We start from the raw sequence: 24,302 nt of genomic DNA, 5'->3' as shown, positions 1-24,302 counted from the left end.
CGCGACGAACAGCGGCGCGGTGCGCTCCGCGATCGTCGTCGGAGCCGGTACGTCGGGCGCCATCGTCGCGCGGCGTCTCACCGACGCCGGTGTCGCGGTGACGCTCGTCGAGGCGGGTGGTTACGACACGAACCCGGCCATCCACGACCCCTCGCGGGCGGGCGAGCTTTGGCACTCCGCTGAGGACTGGGACTTCTTCACCGTGCCGCAGCCGCACGCGGCCGGTCGTCGTCTGCATCTGCCTCGCGGGAAGGTCACCGGCGGTTCGCACGCGCTGAACGCCATGATCTGGGTGCGCGGCGCGGCCTCCGACTACGACGCATGGGAGGCGGCAGGGGCGACCGGATGGGGGTGGGCCGAGGTCGAGCCGATCTACGACGCGATCGAGAACGACCTGCTGCCCGTGACCGACGACTACGCGCTCTCGCCCATCCAGGCCTCGATCATCGATGCCGCGGTGGAGGAGGGGCTGCCGCGCAACCCGAACTACAACGGCGGCACCCTCGACGGGGTGTCGCAGGAGCAGGTCACGATCAGGGACGGCCGCCGCGTCAACACCTGGACCGCCTACGCGCAGCCCGTCGCCGACCGGATGACGATCCTCACCGGTCGCGCCGTCCACTCCGTGATCGTGCGCGACGGGCGCGCGGTCGGCATCCGGCTCGGGGAGGGCGATGACACCGAGGAGGTGTTCGCGGACGAGGTCATCCTCTCCGCGGGAGCACTCGGCACGCCCGTCATCCTGCTCCGCTCGGGCATCGGTCCCGCTGCCGAGCTGAGTGCCCTCGGCATCCCCGTCGTGCTCGATGCCCCCGCCGTCGGCAAGAATCTGCACGACCACCTCCTGTCACCCGTGATCTTCGCGACCGAGAAGAAGCCCGTCGGCCCGCCGCAGCCGGGAGTGTCCGTCACGCAGAGCCACCTGTTCTGGCGCAGCCGGGACGGCCTCGCGCAGCCGGACACGCAGCCCATCCACTTCTCCGTGCCCATGTGGGGCGAGCTGGAGCCGCGCGGCACCGACGGGTTCACGCTCATGGCGGGCCTGGTGACGCCGTACAGCCGCGGCGAGCTGCGCCTCACCGGCCCCGGCGTCGACGACCTGCCGCACATCGACCTGGCGGCGCTGGAGGATCAGCGCGACGCCGACGCCCTCGCGGCCTCCGTGCGCCAGTGCCGCCGCATCGGCACGCAGCCTGCGCTCGCCGAGGAGTGGGGAGCGGTCGAGGTCTACCCCGGCCTGGACGTGGCGGACGACGACGTGGAGGAGTGGGTGCGCCGCACGGCCATCACCTATCACCACCAGGTCGGCACCTGCCGCATGGGCTCCGACCCGGAGTCCGTGGTCGACCCGCAGCTCCGGGTGCGCGGGATCGAGGGGCTCCGGGTGATCGACGCCTCGGTCATGCCGACCGTGCCCACCGGCAACACCAACGCGCCCGCGGCCATGATCGGCGAACGCGGCGCGCGATTCATCCTCGCGGACTGAGGGAGGGCGGCGAGGGGACGCGGGGCGATCACGGCATCTGTCGCGATCGCCTCGCGCTCCTGCGCGTCAGCGCGTGAGCAGCGTCACGGCCACGAGCGCGAGGGCGACGATCCCGAACCCGGTCGAGAACACCGTCAGCGCGAGCGGGAGACCGCCGCCCGGCAGCGGGCCGCGCGCCCGCGCGGTGAGCACCGCGGTCGTCCGACGCTGCCGACGGCGCGCGGCGATCCAGAGCAGTGCCGCCGTGCCGACGCCCAGCACGCCAGGCACGAGGCCCCACCCCTCGGCGCCGCTCGGCAGCACGAGAGGAAAGACCCGCAGCGACAGCAGCGAGCCGACCGCGATCGCGAGGGCCGTGCGCCGCCAGGCCAGCTCCGTCCGCTCCGGCTGCAGCCCGGGGTCGTACAGATCGGGGGCAGGGGTGGCGGGCACCGGAGTATCGGGGGCGGTCATCGGCAGGCCTCGCTCAGCGCCACAGCACCCCGGCGAGGACGAGCAGCCCCGTCGTCACCACGACCACCGCGAGCACCACCGCCGACAGCGCGCCGGGCAGCGGTCGTCCCTGCCGGAGGGCGCGCTCCGCCCGCATCCACTCGAACCACGCGAGCGGCGCCACGGCCGTGCCGGCGATCATCAGCAGCAGCGAGGCCGCCAGCCGGAACCCGGGGTGCAGGTCGAGGCCGAGGACCTCGAGAGCGACGCCGCCCGCGATCAGCGCCAGGCCGGTCCGGGTCCAGGCCAGGAACGTGCGTTCGTTGGCGAGGGAGAACCGGGGGTCGGGCTCGTCCCCGACCCGATAGACGGAGGCGGGGAAGCGGCGCATGCGCCCATCGTACGGCGCGGCGCGCTCAGCGCTCGTGCACCGGGCGCCCGGCGAACCACGTCGAGACGACCTCGGTGTGCACGATCTCCTCCGCCGGTCCGCCGATCGCATCCCGTTCCAGGATCACGAAGTCGGCCGATTTGCCGGGGGTCAGGGACCCGGTCTCGGCGCCGAGCCCCATCGCCGTCGCGGCGTTGATCGTGAAGACCTCCAGCGCTTCCTCGGCCGAGATCGCCTGCTCCGGCCAGAGCGTGCCCGCGGCCCGACCGAGCGGATCGGCCCGTGTCACGAGCCCCTGCAGGCCCTCGAGCGTGTTCGGCGACTCGCTCACCGGCCAGTCCGAGCCGCCGGCCACGAGGGCCCCGGCATCGAGGAGTGCGCGGTTGGGCTGCGAGTGCTCGGCACGCTCTCCCAGCACGTCCGCCAGCGCCTGGGGGATGACGCCCGGGTACCAGATGAACGGGGAGATGTCGGCGGAGACGTCCAGCGCCGCGAGTCGGGGGATGTCGCTCTCCGCGAGGAACTGCCCGTGCGCGATCTGCACCGGCGTCGTGAAGCCTTCCGCGCGCAGGCGCTCGGCGGCGTCCAGGACGAGGCGTGCGGACCCGTCGCCGGTGCAGTGCACCTTGGCCCCGAGACCGCGGGCGGCGACGGCCCGCAGCCAGTCGGTGAGCTCGTCGAGGGTCATGGTCGTCTCGCCGTGGAAGTGCGCCCCGTGCACCGGATCCGCCGGATACGGGTCGAGGAACGAGGCGGTGCGGGCGGGCGGGACGCCGTCGAGGAAGATCTTCACGAAGTCGGGACGGTGGTGCGGCGTGCGGAACTCCTCGCCGCGGTCGAGCAGGGGAGCGCCGATGGGGTCGAACCCGAAGATCTCGTCGTTGATGAGGAGCGAGGAGACCACCCAGGCGTGCAGCTCGTCGGCGCGGTCGAGTCCGGCGAGCGCGGCGAGGATGTCGACGGAGACCCCCGCGTCCTGGAACGCCGTGATCCCGAACGAGTTCAGCAGCTCGATCCCGCGACGGGAGGCGGCCGCGTGCTGCTCCGCGGTGAGTCCGCCGCTGCGGTCGTACGCCTCCTGCACCGGGATGCCGGCGGCTTCCAGGAGTACGCCGGTGGGGGTGCCGTCGTCGGGGTCGAGCAGCGTCACCCCGGAGGTCGGGATGCTGTCCGCAGTGATGCCGGCCAGCTCCAGCGCCCGGGTGCTGGCCCACCGGTTGTGGCGGGAGTCCTCCATGAGCGCCACCGGCCGTCCGCCCGCTGCCTCGTCGAGACGCAACCGCGTGGCGGTGTTGGCGAGGGTGGGAAGCAGGGTCGTTGCCACGGCGCCGCCGACGATCCAGGCGTCCTCGGGCAGGGTCTGCGCCTTCTCCCGCACCCGGTCCAGGATCTCGTCGAGCGTGAGGGAAGGGGCCAGCGACAGTTCGAAGAGCTCGGTCCGTCCGGCGAGGGCGTGGTGGTTGTGCACGTCGACGAACCCGGGATAGACGGCCGCGTCGCCGACCTCGACGACCTGCGTGCGGCGGCCCCGGAACGCCTCCACGTCGGCGCGGTCGCCGACGGCGAGGATCCGTCCGTCTCGTACGGCGAAGGCCTCGGCGCGCGGACGGGCGCGGTCCGACGTGCGGATCACGGAACCGGTGACGATGAGGTCGGCGACGTCGGTCATGTCAGGCGTCTCCGAAGGTCGCGGGCTCGAGCGACGGGGAGTGGTGGGTGGTCGACAGCAGGCGGCCGTGTGCGCCGAACGTGAAGTGCGTCGGCACCTCACCGCTCTCGTCCAGTCCGAACAGCACGCCGTGGGAGCGGATCGCGTTCACGTCGCGGTGGTCGGCGATCGTCACCGAGGCGCACGGGATCACCTTCTCGCGCCACGCGAAGATGTAGATCCCGGGGCGGACCTCCCACACGCTGTTCTCGTCGGTGTCGGCGAGCCCGCGCTCCGGACCGGCCAGGCACTGCCACGAGTACCAGCGCGGGGAGAGGTAGACGTGCTCGTAGGCGTGCTCCTCGCTGTAGACCCACTCGACGCGGCGGCCGATGAGCGTGGTCGTGGGTGCGGCCTCGGCACCGGTGACCGCGGCGCCCTCGATGGTGCCGGGGGCGAAGTGGTGCTGCACCCGGGTGCGGCCCTGCTCGGGCGCGGGGAGGATCTCGGAGATCACCGCGAGGGAGCGTCCGTGCCGCAGATCGAGCACGAGCGAGACCGCCTCGTTCGGGAGGTAGCGGTGGTGGAACTGCACGAAGTAGAGCTCGTCGTCGACCTCGAACGCCTCGTAGTCGTCGGTGTCGGACGCGGCCTCCGTGGGGTCCTCGGCGCCGGGCTGGTACTCCCAGGCGACCGTCGAGTCGTCAAAGCGGTGGACGATGCGGGTGCCGCGGGCGTCGACGACAGCGATCTCGCGACCGCTGAGCGCGGTGCTGTGCGGGGCCTTGTTGGCGTCGAAACCGGGCGCGAGGCCTTCCAGTGGCAGCCAGGTGGAGGTGTCGGCGGGGTTGAGGGTCGTCATGGGGATTCCTTCCTTCGGGGAACGGGGTCGGCGCGGGCGTCAGCGGTCGCTGAACCGCTCCAGGTCGGTGGCGAGGCCGTCGTAGACGGCGGGCTTGGCGCGGCGGAGGTAGGCGGCGTAGACGATGCCGCCGATCAGCGCGAGCACGAGCAGGAGCGGCATCAGGCGGATCGCGAGCTCCTCGGAGCCGGCCACGATGTTGAAGTTCACGATCGCCAGGATCGAGATGGCCGCGATGCCGAGGAAGCCGATGCCCGGCGCGATGAACGTGCTCCACCACCGCGGGTCGTTCCGGCGCCGGAAGTACACGACGATCGAGATCGCCGCGAGCCCCTGCAGGATCAGCACGCTGAGGGTGCCGAAGCCGAGCATCGCGGGCACGAGCGTGACGATGGGGTCGGCGCCGGCGAGGGCGAACAGGATCGCCACGATCGCCGCGAAGCCGGCCTGCACGATGCCGGCGAGCTGCGGGGCACCGTTCGGGCGGGTGCGAGCGAGGGCCTGGGGGAGGATCTTCGCGCGACCCAGCGAGTACAGGTAGCGGGTGGCCGAGTTGTGGAACGCGAGCATCGCCGCGAACAGGCTCACCAGGAGCAGCACCATCATCACGGTCGTGAGCGGACCGCCCAGGTACTGCTGCGAGAGCGAGAAGATGAGGTCGCCCGTGGGCAGGTGCTCCAGGGCCGTGGCCTGCGCCTGTGCGACGCCGGTCGCGCTCACCACGGCCCAGGTCGTGACGCCGAGGATCACGCCGATCGCGATGATCGAGGTGTAGGTCGCCCGCGGGATCGTGCGCAGCGGCTGCTTGGCCTCCTCGCTGAAGAGCGCAGTGGCCTCGAACCCGAGGAAGCCGGTCGCCGCCAGCAGCAGGCCGATGGGCAGCGAGCCGGAGAACACGGCCTCCGGGCTGAACGCGGCGACGTCGTACCCCGTCTGCACGAGCACGGAGACGTCGAACACGACGAGCATGAGCACCTCGAGCACGAGGCACACGCCGAGGATCTTCGAGCTGAAGTCGACGCCGATCCGGGCGAGGACGAAGCAGACGACGATCGACAGCAGGCCCCAGACGAGCCAGTGCACGTCGAGACCGGTGAGGTCGCGGATGATCGTCTGCATGAAGAAGCCGCTGGTGCCGATCGTGCCGACGACGAAGAAGTTGTAGCCGAGCGTCGCGATGAGGCCCGCGACGAGTCCGCCGGTGCGGCCGAGGCCCTTCACGACGAAGGCGTAGAAGCCTCCCGCGTTCACGAGCTGCTTCGACATCTGGGCGTAGCCGATCGCGAACAGCAGCAGGATGGCCGCGACGAGGAAGAACGACATCGGGGTGCCGCCGCCGTTGCCCAGGGCGATGGCGAGGGAGGCGACGACGACGATCCCGGTCAGCGGCGCGACGGCGGCCAGGACGAGGAAGACGATGCCGGCGACGCCGAGGGCGCCGGGGCGGAGGGAGGTGTGGTGCGGCGTCGTGGGTGCGGAGGTTTGCTCTGCCACGTCGGCTCCTTTGCTCGGGTGACGGCCGTGCGGACACGGCATCGACGACGAGGGGAATCGTCGATAGAGCGAGTCTGCTCGCCGCCTCGATCCGGCGCTTGACCGTGAGCGAAGGACGATGGTGCCACCGCGCACACCCCGCCGGTGGGCGTGCGGCCCCTTCGCCCCGCGGAGCAGGATGACCGGGACGACACCGCTGTCTCGTCGGCGCCGCGCGGCGCCGGGCCGCGGTCGGAGGACGCGATGGACCTGCAGCTCGACGGCACGACGGCCCTCGTCACGGGGGCCGCCAGCGGCATCGGCCGTGCCGTCGTCCGGGCGCTCGCCGGCGAAGGGGTGCGGGTCGCGCTGCTCGACCGGGACGCGGCTGCGCTCCGGGACGCCGCCGCGGTCGCCGGCGCCGATCCGGTGCTGCTCGCCGCCGACGTCACGGACGAACAGCAGGTGGCCGCCGCGGTCGACGCCGGTATCCGCGCGTTGGGCGGTCTCGATGCGGTGGTCTGCTGCGCCGGGATCTCCGGCCCGGTCGGCACGCCGATCGAGGAGACCGCACTGGAGGAGTGGAACCGCGTCCTCGCCGTCAACGTCACCGGTGCGTTCCTCGTGCTCAAGCACGCGATCCCGGCGCTCCGGGAGTCCGCCGCGGGGTCCGTCGTGCTGCTCGCGAGCGACTCGGCCGTCGTGGCCTCGCCGGGGATGGCTCCCTACGCCGCATCGAAGGCGGCGCTCGTGCAGTTCGGGCGGGCGCTCTCGGTCGACCTCGCCGGCACCGGGGTGCGGGTGAACGCGGTGGCACCGTCCATCGTCGACACTCCGATGAGCCGCGGGGATCTCGGTTCGGAGGCCTTCGCCGACCCCGCCTTCCCCGTGCAGAGCGCCGACGAGGTCGCCGGGCACGTGACGTACCTCCTCTCCCCGAGGAGCCGGGCCGTGAACGGCACCACCCTCCTCAGCGACTTCGGGTACACCGCCCGGTCGGGATTCCCCGCCTGACGCGACCGCGTCCGGCCCCACAGCGCACGCGCGCAGAACACACAGGAGCACACATGGCAACCGTGGTCGGATCAAGCGTCTCCGGACGCGTCGTCGTCATCACCGGAGGCGGCACGGGCATCGGCGCAGCGGTCGCGGAGCGGTTCGCGGCCGAGGGGGCGCACGTCGTCGTGGTGGGCCGCAGGCCGGAGCCGCTGCACGAGGTCGAGCGCGCGGTCGGAGCCCTGCCCGTCGTCGCCGATGCGGCGGACACCGCGTCGGCGCAGGCCGCGATCGCCGAGATCCTCGCGCGGTTCGGCCGGATCGACGTCCTCGTCGCGAACGCCGGGGGACACGGGTTCTCGCCGGTCGCCGAGACCGACGACGCGAGCTGGGACGCGGCGATCCGCGCCAACCTCACCACCGCGTTCGTGATGGCACGCGAGGCGCTGCCGGCGCTGATCGAGGCCAAGGGGCAGGTGGTGATCGTCTCGTCGCTGGCCGGACTCTTCGCGGGGCCGTCGGTGGCCGGATACACGGTCGGCAAGCACGCGCTCATCGGCCTCACCCGGACGCTCGCGCGCGACTACGGGCGCCACGGCGTGCGCGTCAACGCGATCTGCCCCGGGTGGGTGCAGACGCCGATGGCCGACGAGGAGATGGACGAGTTCGCCGCGCATGCCGGCCTCGGCTCCCGGGAGGAGGGGTACGCGACGGTCACCGCCGATGTGCCGCTGCGCCGCCCCGCGCGGCCCGCCGAGATCGCCTCGGTCGTCCGCTTCCTCGGGTCGGGGGAGTCGTCGTACATCACCGGCGCCGTGATCGTGGCGGACGGCGGGTCGCACGTGGTCGACGTGCCGACCATCGCCTTCGACCACGCCGGGATGTAGCGCGGGTCAGGGTCGAGCGGCGGTTCCGGCCCTCCGCGTCAGTCGATGCGGAGTTCGAAGCCGTCGTCGGTCCGGACCACGGCGACGTGCGTGAGGTCGTCGACGTGCGCGGTCGGGGCGTGGGCTGCGGCGTGCGGTCCGATGCCGATCACGCGCATGCCCGCGGCGTGGGCGGCCTGGATGCCGGCGCCGGAGTCCTCGAACACGACGCAGTCCGCGGGGTCGATGCCGAGCGTGCGGGCGGCGAGGAGGAAGCCCTCCGGATCGGGCTTCGAGGCGGAGACGTTCTCCGCCGTGACGGCGAGCTCGGGGACCGTGAGCCCGGCCTGACCCATCCGCGCGGTCATGAGGGCGACGTTGGCGGAGGTGACCACGGCGTGCGGGAACGGCTGCAGCGCGGCGAGCAGGTCCTCGGCACCCGGGATGCCGATCACACCGTCCACGTCCGAGGCCTCGGTGGCGAGCATGACCTCGTTCTCGCGGAGGTTGATCGCGTGGTCGCGCTCGGGGAGCAGGATCGCCATGCTCTGATGCCCCTGCCGCCCGTGGACAGTGCGGAGCACGGTCTCCGGATCGATCCCGTGCGGCTCCGCCCAGGCGAGCCAGAGGCGCTCCACGACGGCGGTCGAGTCGACGAGGGTCCCGTCCATGTCGAGGAGGGCGGCGCGGGCGTGGAGGATCTCGGTCACTCCCTCAGGCTAACCCCCACGCCGCCGACCCACCCCCTTTCGCGCGCCCCGGCCCCCTGCGCACGTACGCACGGGGCCGGGAGGAACGCAACGGGGTGGGTCGACGGGACACTCAGCCCCCGAGGTAGGCGCGGTGGAGGAGGGCGGGGTCGTCTTGGAGGGCCTGCGGGGCGCCCTGGAACGACACGCGGCCGCCGGCGACGACCACCGCCTCCTGCGCGAGACCGAGCGCCAGCTGCGTGAACTGCTCCACCAGCAGCACCGCCACCCCCGACTCCGCGATCGACGACACGATCGGCATCAGGCGCAAGAACACCACCGGCGCGAGGCCCAGGGACATCTCGTCGATGAGCAGCACCCGGGGCTTCGCCGCGAACGCCCGTGCCAGCACCACCATCTGCTGCTCCCCACCCGACAGCAGCGCCGTGGGGGAGTCGATGCGCTTCTCCAACTCCGGGAACTGCGCCAGCACGGCCTCGATCTCGCCGGCGGTGCGTGCCGTGAGGGAGAGGTTCTCGCGCACGGTCAGCGACGGGAACACGGCCCGCCCCTGCTCGATGTGCACGATGCCGCGCCGGGCTCGCGCCACGCGGGAGAGCCGGTCGATCGGATCCCCGTCCAGCAGGATCGACCCGGCCGAGTGCGGTGTCACGCCGGACACCGCCTCGATCAGGCTCGTCTTGCCGGCGCCGTTCGGGCCGACCAGCGCCAGGACCTCGCCACCGACGACCCGCAGCGAGACGTCCGAGATGACCGGCCCGGCGCCGCGGCTCACCGTCACCCCGTCGAGCACCAGTTCGCTCATTTCAGCAGCTCCGTCTCTCCCATGTACGCCTTGACGACGTCGGGGTTCGCGAGGACCTCGGCCTGCGGGCCGCTCGCCAGGACGCGGCCGAAGTCGAGGACCGTGAGGGTCGGGCACACCGAGCGGACGAGGTCCAGATCGTGCTCGATGATGATGAGGGCCACACCGTAGCGCCCGGGGAGCTCGCGGAGGCGAGCCGCGAGCGCCAGATGCTCCTCGTGCGAGAGGCCGGCGGCGGGTTCGTCGAGGATGAGCAGGCGCGGGCGGGCGGCGACGTTCGCCGCGACCTCCACGAGCCGCCGGGTGCCGACGTCGACGCTCGAGAGGCGCGCCCGGGCCGGCGGGCACCCGAAGAACGCGAGGACCTCGTCGATGTCCGCCGCGGCGAGGTGCCGCCGGGCCACGAAGCGCACATAGCCGCCCACCGTGAGCGCCGGCGGGACGCGGTCCTGCTGGAAGGTCCGTCGCAGTCCGAGGCGGGCGCGCCGGGTGGGGGAGAGCCCGGCGAGGTCGCGGTCGCCGAGGAGCACGCGGCCCTCGTGCTGGGGGAGGAACCCGCTGATGGCGTCGACGAAGGTCGACTTCCCGGCACCGTTCGGACCGATGAGCCCCATGATCGAGGCGGCGGGCACGGTGAACGAGACGTCGTCGAGGGCCTTGAGCGCCCCGAACTGCACGGTCAGCCCGTCGACCGTGAGCACCGGGGCGCCGTCGAGGGCGGCCTCGTCGACGGTGGCCGTCGTGGTCGTGGTGATCGCCGTCGCATCGGTTCCCGCGTCCGGCGGGAGCGCCGTGAGCTCCGCGGTGGCCGTGCGCCGGTCGGCCCGCCGGTACAGGAGGTTGCGGATGCCCTGGCCGAGGTTCGTGCCGCTCGTGAGGGCCTGGACGCCCAGCACGCCGAACACCACGAAGCCCCAGTCCTGCGGCACGCCCCAGCGCTTGAGCAGCTCCGGCACGAGCACCCAGAGCAGTCCGCCGAAGATGGCCATGTCGATGAGGTGCGCGCCGGACATGATCGCCAGCACGTACAGGGCGAGGGACTGCAGTGGTGTGAAGCTCGAGGCGAAGGGGAGCTGCACCTGTCCGGCGAGCAGCCCGCCGGAGATGCCGCCGAGGGCCGCCGACACCGCGAAGGCGGTGAGCTTCGCGGTGCGCACGCTCTGCCCGGCCGCGGCCGTGCCCCGCTCGGAGAATGCGACGGCCTTCCAGCTGGCGCCCCAGCGTCCGCGCTGCAGGAAGAACACCGCCAGGCCGCAGACGGCCAGCACGACGATGGAGAGGAAGAAGAACTCCCGGTCACTGCCGAACAGCGCGGGCCGCTCGATCGCGATGCCGTCCGCGGAGCCGGGGAACTGGATCTGCACGAGTGTGACGTCCGCCGCGGCCGCGAATCCGAGCGTCACGACGGCGAGGTTCACGCCACGCAGCCGCAGGGCGGGGAGGCCGACGAGGATGCCGACGAGACCGGCCGCGACACCGCCGAGCGCGAGCCAGACGAGGAAGCCGCCGGGCGCCTGCATCACGTTCAGCAGGGAGACGATCCACGCCCCGACCGCGGCGAAGGTGAGCTGGCACAGGGCGATCATCCCGGCCGAGCCGGTGACGATGCCCAGGCCGAGGATCGCGATCGCGGCCGTGACGGCGCTGATCGCGAGGAAGACGAAGTAGCCGGGAAGGGCGGCGCTGAGGAGCGCGCCCGCGCCGATGCCGACGACGGCGACGGCGAACGGCCAGGTGATCCGGAACCAGGGGCGGTCAGCGAGCGGCATCCCACACCTCCTTGCGTTGCGTCCAGAGCAGCAGGACGACGATGAACAGGAACGGCAGGAAGTTGCGCACGAGCGCCACTTCGTCGATCTGCGCGACGAGTCCGCCGAGGACGCCGAGGAGCAGCCCGCCGACGACGGCGAGGTCGAGCCGGCGGAAGCCGCCCAGGAGCGCGGCCGCCGCAGCGGGGACGATGAGCATGGACAGGCTCGTGGCGTCGTTCGACTGGGAGGGCGCGACGATGATGATCGCGATGGCGCTGATGATCCCGGTGACGAACCAGACGGCGATCGACAGCGGCCGGGAGCGGATGCCGAGCAGCTCCGCCGTGGTCGGCCGCTCCGACAGCGCGCGCAGCTGGGTGCCTACCCTGGTGCGGCGCAGCACGATGCGGACGGCGACGGCGGTGACGACGGCCATCGCCACCGTCGCGACGGTGACCTGGCTGATGACCACGCCGCCGAAGGAGAACGCGGGCCCGGCGATGATCGGGGTGAACGGCTGTGGCTTGTTGCCGAACAGGATGAACGACAGCGAGATGAGCAGCAGGAGCGGGCCGACCGTCATGGCGGAGCGGGTCGTCGTCGAGGCCTCCGACAGCCAGGTCGCGGCGATGAAGCCGATGGCCGCGGCGAGCAGGCCCGCGACGAGGACGCCGAGGATCGAGCCGAGCCAGATGGGCAGTCCGATCTCGCGCACGAACCACACGGCGGTGAACGCGCCGAACATGCCGGTCGCGGCCTGGGCGAAGTTCACGACGCGCACGAGGCGTGACATGAGGGTGAGGCAGACGCCGAGGACGGCGTAGAGGCCGCCGGCGGCGAGTCCGGCGATGGCGCCTTGGAGCATCAGGCGTCCTTTCTGGTGAGGGCCCTTCGACAGGCTCAGGGATCCGGCGTGGGTCGCTGAGCCTGTCGAAGCGCGGGGACCCGGCGTGGGTCGCTGAGCCTGTCGAAGCGCGGGACCCGGCGTGGGTCGCTGAGCCTGTCGAAGCGCGGGGACCCGGCGTGGGTCGCTGAGCCTGTCGAAGCGCGGGGACTATTCGCCGATCCGGAGCCAGTCGTCGGCGACCTTCTCCCAGGCGTTCGTGCCCGACTTCAGGATGATCGGCCAGCCCGCGGTGTTCTGCGTGCCGAAGGCGTAGGGGGTGCCCACCATCGGGTTCTCGATCGGGTCCATGCCCTTCAGCGCCTCGGAGACGCTCTCCCGGGTGATGTCGCCGTCGATGCTCTTCAGCACCTCGATGAAGTACGTCGCCGCGAGGTAGCCGCCCTGGCTGAACGAGGTGAGGGGGATGTCGTTCTCCTCCATCAGCGTCCGCCAGTCCGCGTTGATGTCGCTGTCGTCCGTGAACGGGTAGAACTCGGCGGGGACGTAGATGCCGGCGCCCGCGTCGTCGATCGCGTCGGCGAAGTTCTCGCTGTAGACGCTCGTGAGGTAGAGCCAGGTCACGTCGTCCCAGCCCTGCGCGTTCGCGGCCTTGACCTGTCCGATCGCGTCGGGCTCGACCGGGTTGATCGCGAGGGCCTTGCAGCCCTGGTCCCGCGCCTTGACGATGTAGGGCGTGTAATCGGAGGCGCCGTACGGCACGGTGTCGTCGACGTACTTCGGCTCCTTGCCCGTGATCTCGGTCCACTTGTCGATCGCGGCCTGATAGGTCGGACGGGTGGAACCGGCGATCTCCAGCAGGATGCAGATGTCGTCGAGTCCGAGCACCTCGGAGCCGTACTGCAGCGTGAGGGTCATGTCGTTGAACGGGCCGACGTTCGCCGGCGAGATGTTCTCGCTGTCGAAGCAGCCCGTGTCGACGCCGATGCCGGGCACCGAGAGGATGCCCTCCTGCTCGTAGTACTTCGCGTTGATCTCGCACTCGATGAGGCTCGCGGAGCCCACGAGCGCGACGGCTTCGTCGCTGCCCACGATCTCCCGCGCCGAGGCGGTGGCCGTGGCGGGGTCGCCCTTGTCGTCGAGCATCTTGTACTCGATCGTGCGGCCGTCGAGGCCGCCGTCCTCGTTGAACGCGTCGAAGACGGCGGCAGCCGCCTGCGAGGCCTCCGGGAACGTCGCCGGGCCGCTGATCGTGTTCACGGAGCCGACGACGATGGGGGCACCGTCGCCCCCGGCTCCGTCGCCGCCGGCGCAGCCGGCGAGAGCGAGGGCGGCCACGGCGATGATCGCCGCGGCGCCGGATGCTCGTCTGTTCATGTGCTTCCTGCCTCTCCTGTTCGGGTCGTGCTGTCAGCTCGAAGGCTGGGTCTCGGTGCTCGTCGACGGCGCGCGCAGGGCGCGGTTCACGAGCTCCGTGTCGGTGAACTGCTCGAAGGCGACGATCTCGCCGCCCGCCACGCGCCAGACGTGGGCCACCCGGGCGGCGAAGAACCGACCGGTGCGCTTGTAGGTGCCGGAGTAGGTGCCGATGCCGACCACGACGTCGCCGCCGTCGACGACCTCGTCGATCGCGACGGTGTAGTCGTCCCACTCCTCCTGGATGCGGCCGAAGACGTTCTCGGCGACCGCGTCCGGGCCGATGTACGTTCCGGCGTAGGGGAATCCGGCGGCCTCGGTCCACTCGATGTCGGCCGCGAAGGGCGCGAGCATGCCGTCCAGGTCGCCCCGGTCGTTGGCGGCGTAGTGGTCGCGGATCAGGTCTGCGTTGCTCATGTGCTCTCTTTCCGTGGTGGGTCGCTGCGCCCGTCTGGGTCCCTGAGCCTGTCGAAGGGCCCTGAGCCCGTCTGGGTCCCTGAGCCTGTCGAAGGGCCCTGCGCCCGTCTGGGTCCCTGAGCCTGTCGAAGGGTCGAAGGGTCGAAGGGTCAGGCGGGCTGTGCGTCGGGGTAGGCGACGGCGCCCAGCGGGTAGATGTGTCCGCCGGCGCGGGAGTGCTCGGACTCGCCGTCGCCGTTGAGCCCGAGGAAGATCCCCGTCGTCATGAGCTGGTAGCCGAGGTCGTGAAGCCAGACGCTCGCCACCGCGATCCGGAACTCGCGGAAGCAGAAGAGGTAGAGGCCGTCCGCGAACTTCCACACCGTGGAGAGGTCCATGTCGCCGTGACCGCGCTGGACGCCCTCGAGGCACTGCCACGCGTAGCGCTGGCTGGAGACGTAGACGTGCTCGTACAGGTGGTGGGGGCTGTAGCGGTAGATGTTCCGCTTGCCGATGAGGTCGCGGCTCGGGCCGGGGACCTCGCCGGTCGCGGGTCCGGCGTCGGTGGTCGCGGCCCAGAAGTCCTGCCCCACCTGCGGGGTACCCTCGACGGCCTCGGCGGCGATGCGGGAGCGGATGACGGTGGCGCGGTGGGTCGTGGTGGAGAACACGACGGTGAGGGCTTCGCGCTCGCGGGTCTCGAAGGGGATGTTCACGAAGACGACGTCGTCACGGACGCGGACGGCGTCGTACGGGTCGCGACCGGAGGAGCCCAGGCCCTCCCAGGCCACGGAGTCCTCGTCGAAGCGGAGCGCGAGTGCGGTGTCGTCGTCGAGGGTGAGCGTGAGCGCCGTTCCGGCGAGCATCGTGTTCGGCAGGCGGAACGTGTCGATGCCCGCGGCGAACTCGTCGTACGTGCGCCATTCGTCCAGAGCGGGGTCGGCGGAGATGTCGGTCATGAGGGTCCTGACGTCGCACACGGCGGGGCCTCGTCGCCCCGGGCACCGCGTCGTTGCGATGCGCTTGCCTCATGCTCCGGCCGCACCGGGGGACCCCTCAAGCGCGCGGAGTCCATCCCGCACCGAGAGTCAACCGGCGTGCCCTCCCGGGCAAGCCCCGTCCCCGCGCAGCTCCGTCCCCCCGGTTCCGTCCCCGGATCCGCCCCTGGCCCCCGTGCGGGATCAAAACCGCCCCTGCCGGACGCGAGTGGGGTGCGTTCCTGATCCCGCACGCGGGCGCGGCGTCCTCTGGCGCGCGGGAGTCGTGCCCTCCCGCGCACGGCGTGCCTCTCGTCGGTGCGGGGTCGAAAACGCCCCTGCCGGACGTGGGTGGAGTGCGTTCCTGATCCCGCACCGGCGCCCCGCCAGCGGCCGCCCCGTTGCGGGACGGAAAACGTCCCTGCCGGACGCGTATGGGGCGTGTTCCTGATGCCGCACGCTGGAGTCGTGTCCTCTGGGGCGCGGGAGTCGTGTCCTCTGGGGTGCGGGAGTCGTGCCCTTTGGGGCGGGAGCCGCCCTCCCGCGCACGGAGTGCCTCTCGTCGGTGCGGGGTCGAAAGTGCCCCTGCCCGACGGGAGTGAGGTGCGTTCTTGATCCCGCACAGGGGCGGGGGTGGAGGTGCGGGATCAGGAACGTGCGCGAGGCGAGCGCTGGCGGGGCGGTTTTGATCCCGCGCGCGACGGGGAGTACGGGAACAACAGGGTCAGTGGGTGGCGCGGTACTCGCTGGGGGAGACGCCGAAGGCGGTCTTGAAGGCGCGGCTGAAATGCGCCGCGTCGACGAAGCCCCAGCGGGCGGCGATGGCGGCGACGGGGCGGTCGGCGAGCATCGGGTCGAGGAGGTCGCGACGGCACTGCTCCAGGCGGCGGGTGCGGATCCACGTCGACACGGTCACCCCCTGCTCCTGGAAAAGTCCGTGCAGGTGGCGGGTGGAGATGAAGTGCGCGGCGGCGATGGAGGCCGGTCCGAGGTCCGTGGAGGCGAGGTTGCGGTCGATGTGCGAGCGGATCCGCTGCATGAGGGCACGGTGCGGGTCGGCGGAGACCTGGTCGAGACCGAGCTCCCGCGTGAAGACGGTGGTCACGAGGTCGAGGGCGCTGTGCGCGAGCCGGGCTCCCGTCGTGCCGGCGAGTTCATCGAGGTTGCCGGCGAGCTGCGTCAGGTACGGCACGACCATGCCGCCGAGCCCTTCCTGACCCGAGATGCGGACGGCCGTGAGCTGCCCGATCATGTCCGGCGGGAGGCTGATCAGGTGCTTCGGGAACATGACGACCATGGTGCGGAAGTCCTGGTCGAAGACGAGGGAGTACGGCCGATCGGTGTCGTAGACGGCGAGGTCGCCGGGCTCCAGCACGGCCTCGCGGTCGTCCTGGATGAGCAGGCCTGTCCCGGCGAGCATCAGGCTCACCTTGAAGTACGAGCGGTCCCCGCGGGCGATGAGCTCGGTGGTGCGCTCGACGACGTGCGAGGTCGCGCGGATGTCGTTGACGTGCACCTCGTCGACGGCGGCGCCGCGGATCACGCCGCGGAACTGGTCGGCGCCCGCGGTGGACACCTGCAGCGGGACGAACGACTCGGAGACGGCGGCGCGGAACTCGCTGATGTTGCGCGCGACGAGCGTGGACACCGATTCGGCGGGGGTGGTGAGGGCACCGTTCATGACTGATCACCTCGGGCTGGTGGGAACGACGACGTTGTATACGATCCGTTCCGTGATGCTACCACCGGCGACGATCCTGCGGGGGTGCCGTCTAGGATGTGGTCCGTGAACGGCGGGATGATGTCGACGGTGACGCAGCGGATCCGGCAGGTGCTCCGCCAGGTGCGCGGACCCGCCACCTCCGACGCGGTGTTCGAGGCGACCGCGCTGATCGTCGGTGCGGCGTTCCTCCTCGTCGGGTTCCTCGTGGCGTTGCCGGTGTTCTGGGGGCGGGAGCTCTCGATCAGCGGCACCGGCTCGATCGGTATGTTCGCGGCCTACGGCGGCGCGATCGCGGCGGCGCTCGCCTTCGCCCTGGGGCGGCTCGCTGTGCGGGTTCCGGAGCCCGACCCCACCCGCGCCAGGGACGGATTCGCGGTACCCGGCGACCGCCTGCGCTGGTACGACCTCGCCGCCATCGCCTTCGCGCACGCCGCGATCGCCTACCTCGGCTGGTTGGGGATCGCGCAGCTGCTGGAGCAGAGCTTCGTGGACGCCCCCGTCTTCGCGTTCCCCGGAGCGATCCTGGTCGCCGTGGCGTTCGCGCTCACGGGCTACGTCGCCTTCCTCAGCGCCGTCGCTCTGACGCCGACCGTGCTGTCGCTGGTCCTGGCGGTGTTCCTCGTCGTCGGGGCGTTCGCGGCGATGCTGGCCTCCAGTGACGTGCACTGGTGGCGCGACAACCTGTCGGCGCTGGGCATGAGCAGCAACAGCGCCTCGGTGGCCTTCAACGTGACCCTCGTCATCGCGGGGATCATGGTGACGACCATCTCGCGCTATGCGACGGCGGGGCTGCCTGTCGACGACCCGGTCGACCGCCGTGGCCGGACCATCGTGCGCGGCGGGCTCATCCTGATGGGCATCTTCCTCGCGTGCGTCGGGATCTTCCCCGTCGACGAGTTCTTCGGTCTGCACAACACCGTCGCGACGGGCATGGTGGTGGTGTTCGCGGTGGTCGTCGTCGGTCTGCCGTGGTTCGTGCGCAGCATCCCGCGCGTCTTCGTCGGCCTCGGCTGGACGTACGTGCTGGTCATCGTGCTGCTCGGGGCGTTCTTCGCTGTCGGCTACTACAACCTCACGGCGGTCGAGCTCATCGCGGCCGTGCTGATCTTCAGCTGGATCATCGTGTTCCTGCGCACGGCGGGGACGATGGGAAGCCACACGTCACGGACGGAGGCTCCGACGGTGCTGGACGCCCCTGTCCGCTGACGCACCCGCGCTCGGCGGCGTCGTCAGTCGCGGAGGAGGCGCGTCGCCTGACGCGTGCGCTGCAGGGCGTCGACGGTCTCGGCGTACCGCCGCTTGGCGACGCCGATGAACAGGCAGTCCACGAGGGCGAGCTGCGCGATCCGGCTCACCATCGCCCCGGCACGGAAGGTCGACTCGCGCACCTCGGTGAACAGGGCGTGGTCGGCGACCTGGGCGAGAGGGGAGTCCTTCACGGAGGTGACGGCGACGGTCGTCGCACCGTTGGCGACGGCGGCTTCGAGGAACCGCACCGTCTCGATCGTCGACCCCGCGTGCGAGAACCCGATGGCGACGGTGGTCCTGACGGGCAGGACCGCGGCGGCGATCGCCTCGTGGGGGTCGGCGAGGACGTGGGCGTTGCGGCCGACGCGGAGGAGCTTGTGCGCGAGGTCCTCCGCGACGAACTGACTGGCGCCGATGCCGTAGAGCAGGATCCGGTCGGCGCCGTCGATGGCCGCGACAGCCGCCGCCAGCACAGCGAAGTCGAGCTGGCCGACGGTCTCCTCGATGGCGAGGAGCTCCAGGGCCGCGAGCTTGGAGACCGCCTCCTCCAGAGAGTCCTCGTCGGAGATCTCCGAGCCGTAGGCGCCGCGGGCGGAGAACTGCGCGGCCTCCTTGCCGAGCTCGGTGGCCAGGGCCATCCGCAGCGGCGCGTATCCGGTGAAGCCGATCGCGCGGCAGAACCGCACGACGGAGGCGACCGAGGTGCGGCACTCCTCGGCGAGCTCGCTGATCGTCTTGTCGATCACGAGGGTCGGGTTCTCCCGCACAGCGGCCGCGACGCGCGCCAGCGACGGGGGCAGGGTCGCAGCGGCGGCTTCGATCGTGGACTGGATGCTCACGGTATCCTCCGGAACGGCGGAACGGGATGGTAAATTCTTTTCAGCGAGTCTACGTGTTGTGTAGTCGCTTTTCTTTCTTTCCGCCGGATCCGAGGAGTGCCGATGAGCGAGACGACCGCCACCGTCGACCTCGGCAAGTCCCGCTGCCGCCTCGTCGTGCACGGCGCGACGGCCGGGGAGCGCTCCGGGATCGGAGCGCCGGGCCTCGCCGCGGCGGGCGGAGTGGAGGCGGCGCTCACCGCGATTCTCCCGCTGCTCGACGGTGTCGAGCGCATCGACACGCTCGGCGTGGGGGCGGCCGGCGCCTGGTTCGCCCCGGAGGCGGCCGCGGAACTCGCCGCCGCGCTCGCCGCACGGACCGGAGCGCGCGTGGCCGTGGCGTCGGACGTGGTCACCGCCCATGCGGGCGCTCTCGACGGCGCGGCCGGCGTGCTGCTCATCGCCGGCACCGGAGCCGTGGCGCTGGGCGTCGACCCTTCCGGTGCGCGTCTGGTCGACGGCTGGGGTCCCGAGCTGGGCGACTTCGGCAGCGGATCCTGGCTCGGCCGCGAGGCGTTGCGCGCCGTGCTCCGTGCCCACGACGGGCTGGCCGCGCCCACCGCTCTCACCGCGGCGCTCGCCGCCCCCGTCGGCCCGCCCTCGGCCGTGCAGGCCTGGCTGGCCGCCGACGGTGCGCTCGCCCGCCGCCTCGCGACCCTCGCGCCCCTCGTACTCGCCGCCGCCGCAGACGACGACCCCGTCGCCCGCGGGATCGTCGACGAGGCCGTCCGGCTCCTCGCTGCGACGACCGCTGCGGCCGCCGGGCCGACCGCGGACGTCGCACTGCACGGCGGCCTCACCGACCACGACGGATTCCGCGCCGCCCTCACACGCGCGCTCGAAGGGAACGGCCGTCGGGTCCTCCCCGCGCGAGGCGGCGCCATGGACGGGGCCCTGCTGCTGACCCGTCGCCTCGACCTCCCCCATGAAAGGTTCGTGCACCGTGCCGAATGACCCCCGTCTGACCACCCTTCTCGCCGAGCTCGCGGGCCTGGACACCGAGGCCTCGTCCACCGAGCGGGGCGATCTCGACCTGCTGAGCACCACTGAGCTCGTCGAGCGCATGAACGCCGAGGACCGTCGGGTGCCCGAGGCCGTGGCGGGTCGCACGGCGGAGATCGCGGCGGTGGTGGACGGCATCACGGAGCGCTTCCGACGCGGCGGTCGCCTCATCTACATCGGTGCGGGCACGGCAGGTCGCATCGGCGTGCTCGACGCGAGCGAGTGCCCGCCCACCTTCGGCACCGACCCGTCGATGGTGGTCGGACTCATCGCCGGCGGGGAGACGGCCATCCGCTCGGCGGTGGAGAACGCGGAGGACGATGATGAGGCCGCGGCCCTCGCCCTGCGCGACCTCGACCTCACCGAGCGGGACACGGTGGTGGGCATCTCGGCATCCGGCCGTACGCCCTACGTCATCGGCGGGCTGCGGTACGCCCGGGGCCTCGGCGCCCTCACGGTGGCGATCGCCTCGAACGCGGGGTCGGCGACCGGCGCGGAGGCCGACATCGCGATCGAGGTCGTCACGGGGCCGGAGTTCATCTCGGGCTCCACGCGGCTGAAGTCCGGCACGGCGCAGAAGCTCGTCGTGAACATGCTGACGACGCTCTCGATGATCAAGCTCGGCAAGACGTACCGCGGGGTCATGGTCGACCTGCTGGCCACGAACGAGAAGCTGCACGCGCGCTCGATCCGCACGGTGTCGCAGCTCGCGGGTGTGGACGTCGACGCCGCGTCCGCCGCGCTGCAGGCCGCGGACGGTTCCGTCAAGCTCGCGCTGCTCCTGCTCGCGACGGGCGCCTCCGCCGAGGCCGCCGCTGAGGCGCTGGCCGCGGCCGACGGCATCCTCCGCGACGCGATCGCCGCCCTCGCCTGACCCGCTCTCCCCTCGGCAGGGATGAGAGACGCGCCTGACGGGAGCGATCGGCGCACCTTTTCGCACCCGCGACGGCGTGCCCGCTAGCGTGAGGGCATGCCCCTCGCTCTCGTCACCGGCGCCGCGCGCGCGAACAGCATCGCCGCGGGTATCGTCCCGCGGCTCCGTGCCGACGGCTGGACCGTCGTCACCAGCGACCTCGACGACGCCGATCACCCCGCCGACCTCTCCACCGCGGACGGGCCGGAGCGCCTGATCGCCGAGGTCACGGAGGCGCACGGCCCGATCTCCGCGCTCGTCCTCAGCCACGCGCACGACGTCGAGTCCGGAATCCTCGACACCACGGCGGAGAGCTTCGACCGGCACGTCGCCGTGAACGCGCGGGCGAGCCTGCTCCTCATCGCGGCCTTCGCCCGGCAGGCCGAGGACGGCGGCGCGATCGTGGCGCTCACGAGCGATCACGTCACCGGGAACCTGCCCTACGGGGCCTCCAAGGGCGCGCTCGACCGGCTGGTCATCTCCGCCGCACGCGAGCTCGGTCCGCGCGGCATCTCCGCCAACGTCCTGAACCCCGGCCCCATCGACACCGGATGGATGGACGACGAGACGCGCACCGGCCTCGCCGGGATGACGCCGCTCGGGCGCCTCGGCACCCCGGGCGACATCGCCGCCGTCGTCTCGTTCCTCGTCTCGGATGAGGGACGCTGGATCTCCGGTCAGCTCCTCCACGCCGACGGGGCCTTCTCCGCCCGCTACTGATCGCGCGGCGGAGCGTCCCCGGGAGCGCTCAGTGGCCGCAGGCGCAGGAGTCGCCGCCGCAGCAGGAGGGCGTCGCCGTCGCGCCGCCGTGCGCCTGGGAGGACTCCGGCACGTCCATGGCGGGGTTCTGGTCGAGGAAGCCGTAGGGCTTGAACCAGAATCCCGCGTAGTCCACGGGCATGATCGGCCAGTCCTCCGGGCGGGGGAAGTGCGTGAGCCCGAAGGTGTGCCACAGCACCATGTCCTCGCCGTCGATCCGGCGGTCGTCGGCCGTGTACTCCGGGAGGCCGGCGCCGCCCTGGTGCGCGTTGGGGTAGCGCCCGGCCGGCCAGATCTGCCCGTGCTCGTACCGGGTCGCCCAGAGGTGCTTCGTGGCGAAGGCCGCGCGCGCGGCGACGGAGGAGGCGGGGTCGGCCATCAGCAGGGCGGTCGGCTCCGGGACGAGGTGGTAGGCGGTCGGGCGGCCGACGTGGTTGGTCCGCGAGGCGCTCTGCACCTCCCACACCCGGGCGGCGGAGGAGTCGGCCTCACGCTGGGCGGCGTGCTCGGTCTCGAGCACCGTCTCCGACCAGGTGAACGCGTTGCCGAACGGGTTGTCCGGCCCCATCGGCACCCGCTGCGCGTCCACCTCCACGAGCCGGTTGTCCTGGCCGTCGATAGCCACGTCGAGCCGCGCGCAGAACAGATGCTGGTGGACCGGGGCGAAGACGCCGGGGGCGAGCTCGGTGGCGTGCTTCTGACGGACGCCCGGCTCCCCGGCGCCGGCGAACACGATGCCCGTGGCCTTGGCGACGACCTCGATGGAGCCGTCCAGTCCGAAGTTCCAGTAGAAGCCGTAGTCGTAGTTGCCGATCGTGGAGAAGTACGAGACCACGAAGCGCCGTGAGCGCCGCACGTCGGACCGTCCCGAGAGGTCGGTGTGCTTCCAGAGGATGCCGAAGTCCTCCTCGTGCATGCAGATCACGTTCGGGATGCGCACCGGGTGGCCGTGGTCGTCGGCGACGTAGCCGTCGAGATACCGGATCACGCCGAGGCAGTCGCAGCCGAGCTCCAGGTGGTTGGCGTTCTTGCCGAGGAGGTACTCGCCCGCGTCGAAGTAGCTGATCCAGAAGCGCCCGGGGGCGGTGTCACCGTACGGCACGACCATCTCCGGCACGCTCGCCCGGTGCAGCACGGAGCGCCCCTGGAACGACACGTCGTGCAGGACGAGGCCTTCGCGGGCGTTGAAGCCCACGCGCATGGACCAGCCCTCCCACTCGACGAGCGATCCGGACACGGCGAAGCTCGGCCCGTCCGGCTGGGTGATCTCGATGGGCCGCAGCGTCGTCCGTGCCGCGCCCTGCACCTCCGGGTAGTAGTTGCCGTGCCCGGCGGGCACCGGCACGTCGCCCTCGTCCTCGACGCGGATCACGCTGTCCGTGGTGAGGTCGATGTGCACGATCAGCCCCTCGACGGGGTGGGCCCACGGGGAATCCTGCTCGTCGTATCGGAGGAAGGTGAGGGACCGGATCACGCGGCGGCCCACCTCGTCGGCCCGGCCGGTGTGGCCCGGGGCCAGGGGGGAGCAGAAGGCGAGGGTCATGTGGTCCGCCAGGCCCCGCCGCCGCATGGCCGCCTGCCAGTCCGGGGACGCCTTGGCGATGGCCTCTGCCCGCTCGTACTCCTCGAACAGGTACTGCGGCTGGCCGTACGGTGGGGCGTCGTTCGGCACCCGCTCCTGCCGCACGACCTCGCCACGGGTGATCGAGACGATCACCTCGGTCGCGACGCCGGTGGCGGTGTCGAGCAACGTCACGTCGACACGGCGGTCGATGGCGGAGCCGGGGCGCCAGGCCGCGAGTTCTTCCTTCGTCGCTTCGTCGGGGAGCAGCATCGGCACGCGGGTGGTCGCCGTCAGCAGGCCGGCCGCGTCGAGCACGGCGCGGGCGGCGGCGATCTCGGCACCGGTGAGCGGGTCGAGCGGGTGCGGGACGGCGATCGGCTCGAGGGAGACGGGCTGGGGGGAGTGCGGGGACATCGTTGACCTCACTATTTTCGAGCAAGTGCTCAAGAAACGGGTTGGCACGATGATACGACGGCATGCACGGGCGCACAACCGTGGCGTGTGGGCGATGTCGAGGTCAGCGACGCCAGGGGGCGAGGATGCTGTCGAGGACCGCGAAGTGTGCCGCCGCCGTCTGCGGCTCGGTGACCTCGACGACCTGCTGGCCGTACGTGATCGAGCGCAGGAGGGCGAGGAGGTCGCCGGTGGGGGTGTCCGGGCGCAGCTCTCGGTCGCTCACCGCCTCCTCCAGCGCCTCGCGGATGCTGCCCTGCCACGTCGCGAGGGTCGGCGTTCCGGCGTCAGGAGTCGGGGCCAGGGTGGCCAGGCGCCCCCAGAAGCCGACGACGACGTGCGCCTCGGTGCGAGTGCGCTCGTCGACGGGGAGCACCTCGCCCATCAGGGCCCGCAGTCGGGTGAGGCCGCGGAGTCCGTCCGTCGCGGCGGCGATGCGCGCGTCGGTGCGACGGGTGACCTCGGCCGCCGCGGCGCGGACGACGTCGTCGAAGCCGTCGAAGTAGTGCCAGAGCGAACCGGTCGCGACGCCGAGCTCCTTGGCGACCGCCCGTGAGGACACGCTCTCATGACCGTCTCTGGCGGCGACGACGAGCAGCGCGTCGGCGATCTGACGGCGACGCTCATCATGGTCGACGATGCGGGGCACGTGCTCATTGTGTCGTATGACGAGGGGTCTCGCTTTTTTGAGCGAACGATCAATATACTT

General features: G+C 71.8%; 23 protein-coding genes. 7 read left to right on the top strand and 16 right to left on the bottom strand.

Features of this window, described 5'->3' with window-relative positions:
• Window positions 1-19 precede the first annotated feature (19 nt).
• Window positions 20-1,486, top strand: a complete 1,467-nt coding sequence (locus AB0N68_RS14760; protein WP_429977495.1) for a GMC family oxidoreductase — start codon at window positions 20-22, stop codon at window positions 1,484-1,486.
• A gap of 66 nt (window positions 1,487-1,552) precedes the next feature.
• Here AB0N68_RS14760 and AB0N68_RS14755 read toward each other — a convergent pair whose 3' ends face one another.
• Genes AB0N68_RS14755 through AB0N68_RS14735 form a run of 5 tightly spaced genes read right to left on the bottom strand, consistent with a single transcriptional unit; the run spans window position 1,553 to window position 6,313 of the window.
• Window positions 1,553-1,939 carry a DUF202 domain-containing protein gene (locus AB0N68_RS14755; RefSeq protein ID WP_313366427.1) on the bottom strand — a complete coding sequence of 129 codons (387 nt, stop codon included), beginning with the start codon at window positions 1,937-1,939 and terminating at the stop codon, window positions 1,553-1,555.
• Between the two features lie 13 nt (window positions 1,940-1,952).
• Entirely contained in the window at window positions 1,953-2,309 is a 357-nt protein-coding gene (locus tag AB0N68_RS14750; RefSeq protein WP_025103854.1) for a YidH family protein, read from the bottom strand.
• A gap of 25 nt (window positions 2,310-2,334) precedes the next feature.
• Window positions 2,335-3,978 (bottom strand): amidohydrolase, encoded by a 1,644-nt coding sequence (locus AB0N68_RS14745; protein ID WP_280566670.1) that lies wholly within the window; start codon window positions 3,976-3,978, stop codon window positions 2,335-2,337.
• 1 nt (window position 3,979) lies between these two features.
• Window positions 3,980-4,819 carry a molybdenum cofactor biosynthesis F family protein gene (locus tag AB0N68_RS14740; protein WP_280566668.1) on the bottom strand — a complete coding sequence of 280 codons (840 nt, stop codon included), beginning with the start codon at window positions 4,817-4,819 and terminating at the stop codon, window positions 3,980-3,982.
• A gap of 39 nt (window positions 4,820-4,858) precedes the next feature.
• The gene (locus tag AB0N68_RS14735; protein WP_280566665.1) at window positions 4,859-6,313 is read right to left on the bottom strand and encodes an APC family permease; all 1,455 of its coding nucleotides are present in this window, start codon (window positions 6,311-6,313) and stop codon (window positions 4,859-4,861) included.
• 144 nt (window positions 6,314-6,457) lie between these two features.
• On the opposite strand from AB0N68_RS14735, the gene AB0N68_RS14730 reads away from it, so the two are divergent.
• Complete coding sequence (locus AB0N68_RS14730) at window positions 6,458-7,306, top strand: SDR family NAD(P)-dependent oxidoreductase (protein WP_363333001.1); 849 nt, start codon at window positions 6,458-6,460, stop codon at window positions 7,304-7,306.
• A 53-nt stretch (window positions 7,307-7,359) separates the two neighbouring features.
• Complete coding sequence (locus AB0N68_RS14725) at window positions 7,360-8,175, top strand: SDR family NAD(P)-dependent oxidoreductase (RefSeq protein WP_259952053.1); 816 nt, start codon at window positions 7,360-7,362, stop codon at window positions 8,173-8,175.
• 38 nt (window positions 8,176-8,213) lie between these two features.
• Here the strand turns inward: AB0N68_RS14725 and AB0N68_RS14720 are convergent, their stop codons facing one another.
• The 8 genes from AB0N68_RS14720 to AB0N68_RS14685 form a co-directional block, all read right to left on the bottom strand.
• Window positions 8,214-8,864: an HAD-IA family hydrolase gene (locus AB0N68_RS14720; RefSeq protein ID WP_259952055.1), complete on the bottom strand. Its 651-nt coding sequence runs from the start codon at window positions 8,862-8,864 to the stop codon at window positions 8,214-8,216.
• Between the two features lie 112 nt (window positions 8,865-8,976).
• Window positions 8,977-9,669 (bottom strand): ABC transporter ATP-binding protein, encoded by a 693-nt coding sequence (locus AB0N68_RS14715; RefSeq protein ID WP_268777127.1) that lies wholly within the window; start codon window positions 9,667-9,669, stop codon window positions 8,977-8,979.
• Window positions 9,666-11,438: a branched-chain amino acid ABC transporter ATP-binding protein/permease gene (locus AB0N68_RS14710; protein WP_280566658.1), complete on the bottom strand. Its 1,773-nt coding sequence runs from the start codon at window positions 11,436-11,438 to the stop codon at window positions 9,666-9,668. Before AB0N68_RS14710 ends, AB0N68_RS14715 begins: the two co-directional genes overlap by 4 nt.
• Window positions 11,425-12,285, bottom strand: a complete 861-nt coding sequence (locus tag AB0N68_RS14705) for an ABC transporter permease subunit (protein WP_101846949.1) — start codon at window positions 12,283-12,285, stop codon at window positions 11,425-11,427. The genes AB0N68_RS14710 and AB0N68_RS14705 overlap by 14 nt, the downstream gene beginning before the upstream one ends.
• Before the next feature lie 189 nt (window positions 12,286-12,474).
• Window positions 12,475-13,641, bottom strand: coding sequence for an ABC transporter substrate-binding protein (locus tag AB0N68_RS14700; protein WP_187663528.1), 1,167 nt, complete (start codon window positions 13,639-13,641; stop codon window positions 12,475-12,477).
• Between the two features lie 33 nt (window positions 13,642-13,674).
• Window positions 13,675-14,097, bottom strand: coding sequence for a nuclear transport factor 2 family protein (locus AB0N68_RS14695; protein ID WP_187663529.1), 423 nt, complete (start codon window positions 14,095-14,097; stop codon window positions 13,675-13,677).
• Between the two features lie 149 nt (window positions 14,098-14,246).
• The gene (locus AB0N68_RS14690) at window positions 14,247-15,035 is read right to left on the bottom strand and encodes a MoaF C-terminal domain-containing protein (protein ID WP_259952061.1); all 789 of its coding nucleotides are present in this window, start codon (window positions 15,033-15,035) and stop codon (window positions 14,247-14,249) included.
• A 742-nt stretch (window positions 15,036-15,777) separates the two neighbouring features.
• Window positions 15,778-16,734, bottom strand: coding sequence for an AraC-like ligand-binding domain-containing protein (locus AB0N68_RS14685; RefSeq protein ID WP_259952063.1), 957 nt, complete (start codon window positions 16,732-16,734; stop codon window positions 15,778-15,780).
• 105 nt (window positions 16,735-16,839) lie between these two features.
• Here AB0N68_RS14685 and AB0N68_RS14680 point away from each other — a divergent pair, with 105 nt between their 5' ends.
• The gene (locus AB0N68_RS14680; RefSeq protein WP_259952064.1) at window positions 16,840-17,982 is read left to right on the top strand and encodes a DUF998 domain-containing protein; all 1,143 of its coding nucleotides are present in this window, start codon (window positions 16,840-16,842) and stop codon (window positions 17,980-17,982) included.
• Between the two features lie 23 nt (window positions 17,983-18,005).
• On the opposite strand, the gene AB0N68_RS14675 is transcribed toward AB0N68_RS14680, so the two are convergent.
• Window positions 18,006-18,863, bottom strand: a complete 858-nt coding sequence (locus tag AB0N68_RS14675; protein WP_280566649.1) for a MurR/RpiR family transcriptional regulator — start codon at window positions 18,861-18,863, stop codon at window positions 18,006-18,008.
• A 102-nt stretch (window positions 18,864-18,965) separates the two neighbouring features.
• Here AB0N68_RS14675 and AB0N68_RS14670 point away from each other — a divergent pair, with 102 nt between their 5' ends.
• The 3 genes from AB0N68_RS14670 (at window position 18,966) to AB0N68_RS14660 (ending at window position 21,537) form a co-directional block, all read left to right on the top strand.
• Window positions 18,966-19,856 carry a BadF/BadG/BcrA/BcrD ATPase family protein gene (locus AB0N68_RS14670; protein ID WP_313366428.1) on the top strand — a complete coding sequence of 297 codons (891 nt, stop codon included), beginning with the start codon at window positions 18,966-18,968 and terminating at the stop codon, window positions 19,854-19,856.
• Window positions 19,846-20,778: an N-acetylmuramic acid 6-phosphate etherase gene (gene murQ / locus AB0N68_RS14665; protein WP_313366429.1), complete on the top strand. Its 933-nt coding sequence runs from the start codon at window positions 19,846-19,848 to the stop codon at window positions 20,776-20,778. The genes AB0N68_RS14670 and murQ overlap by 11 nt, the downstream gene beginning before the upstream one ends.
• A 96-nt stretch (window positions 20,779-20,874) precedes the next feature.
• Complete coding sequence (locus AB0N68_RS14660; RefSeq protein ID WP_280569790.1) at window positions 20,875-21,537, top strand: SDR family oxidoreductase; 663 nt, start codon at window positions 20,875-20,877, stop codon at window positions 21,535-21,537.
• 28 nt (window positions 21,538-21,565) lie between these two features.
• Here the strand turns inward: AB0N68_RS14660 and AB0N68_RS14655 are convergent, their stop codons facing one another.
• Window positions 21,566-23,554, bottom strand: a complete 1,989-nt coding sequence (locus AB0N68_RS14655; RefSeq protein WP_280569793.1) for a primary-amine oxidase — start codon at window positions 23,552-23,554, stop codon at window positions 21,566-21,568.
• Between the two features lie 103 nt (window positions 23,555-23,657).
• Entirely contained in the window at window positions 23,658-24,242 is a 585-nt protein-coding gene (locus AB0N68_RS14650) for a TetR/AcrR family transcriptional regulator (RefSeq protein ID WP_280569796.1), read from the bottom strand.
• Window positions 24,243-24,302: the final 60 nt, after the last annotated feature.

The sequence above is a fragment of the Microbacterium meiriae genome (assembly GCF_040685015.1).
Lineage (GTDB): Bacteria > Actinomycetota > Actinomycetes > Actinomycetales > Microbacteriaceae > Microbacterium > Microbacterium meiriae.
The sequence above is the reverse complement of the archived record's forward strand: the minus strand, read 5'-3'. Positions and strand labels throughout refer to the sequence as shown.

Bases quoted from the DNA above. Each gene is read 5' to 3' on its own strand.
- AB0N68_RS14755 (WP_313366427.1), bottom strand. From the start codon at position 1,939: ATGACCGCCCCCGATACTCCGGTGCCCGCCACCCCTGCCCCCGATCTG.
- AB0N68_RS14745 (WP_280566670.1), bottom strand. From the start codon at position 3,978: ATGACCGACGTCGCCGACCTCATCGTCACCGGTTCCGTGATCCGCACG.
- AB0N68_RS14750 (WP_025103854.1), bottom strand. From the start codon at position 2,309: ATGCGCCGCTTCCCCGCCTCCGTCTATCGGGTCGGGGACGAGCCCGAC.
- AB0N68_RS14725 (WP_259952053.1), top strand. From the start codon at position 7,360: ATGGCAACCGTGGTCGGATCAAGCGTCTCCGGACGCGTCGTCGTCATC.
- AB0N68_RS14695 (WP_187663529.1), bottom strand. From the start codon at position 14,097: ATGAGCAACGCAGACCTGATCCGCGACCACTACGCCGCCAACGACCGG.
- AB0N68_RS14685 (WP_259952063.1), bottom strand. From the start codon at position 16,734: ATGAACGGTGCCCTCACCACCCCCGCCGAATCGGTGTCCACGCTCGTC.
- AB0N68_RS14670 (WP_313366428.1), top strand. From the start codon at position 18,966: ATGAGCGAGACGACCGCCACCGTCGACCTCGGCAAGTCCCGCTGCCGC.
- AB0N68_RS14690 (WP_259952061.1), bottom strand. From the start codon at position 15,035: ATGACCGACATCTCCGCCGACCCCGCTCTGGACGAATGGCGCACGTAC.
- AB0N68_RS14710 (WP_280566658.1), bottom strand. From the start codon at position 11,438: ATGCCGCTCGCTGACCGCCCCTGGTTCCGGATCACCTGGCCGTTCGCC.
- AB0N68_RS14715 (WP_268777127.1), bottom strand. From the start codon at position 9,669: ATGAGCGAACTGGTGCTCGACGGGGTGACGGTGAGCCGCGGCGCCGGG.
- AB0N68_RS14705 (WP_101846949.1), bottom strand. From the start codon at position 12,285: ATGCTCCAAGGCGCCATCGCCGGACTCGCCGCCGGCGGCCTCTACGCC.
- AB0N68_RS14700 (WP_187663528.1), bottom strand. From the start codon at position 13,641: ATGAACAGACGAGCATCCGGCGCCGCGGCGATCATCGCCGTGGCCGCC.
- AB0N68_RS14655 (WP_280569793.1), bottom strand. From the start codon at position 23,554: ATGTCCCCGCACTCCCCCCAGCCCGTCTCCCTCGAGCCGATCGCCGTC.
- AB0N68_RS14660 (WP_280569790.1), top strand. From the start codon at position 20,875: ATGCCCCTCGCTCTCGTCACCGGCGCCGCGCGCGCGAACAGCATCGCC.
- AB0N68_RS14740 (WP_280566668.1), bottom strand. From the start codon at position 4,819: ATGACGACCCTCAACCCCGCCGACACCTCCACCTGGCTGCCACTGGAA.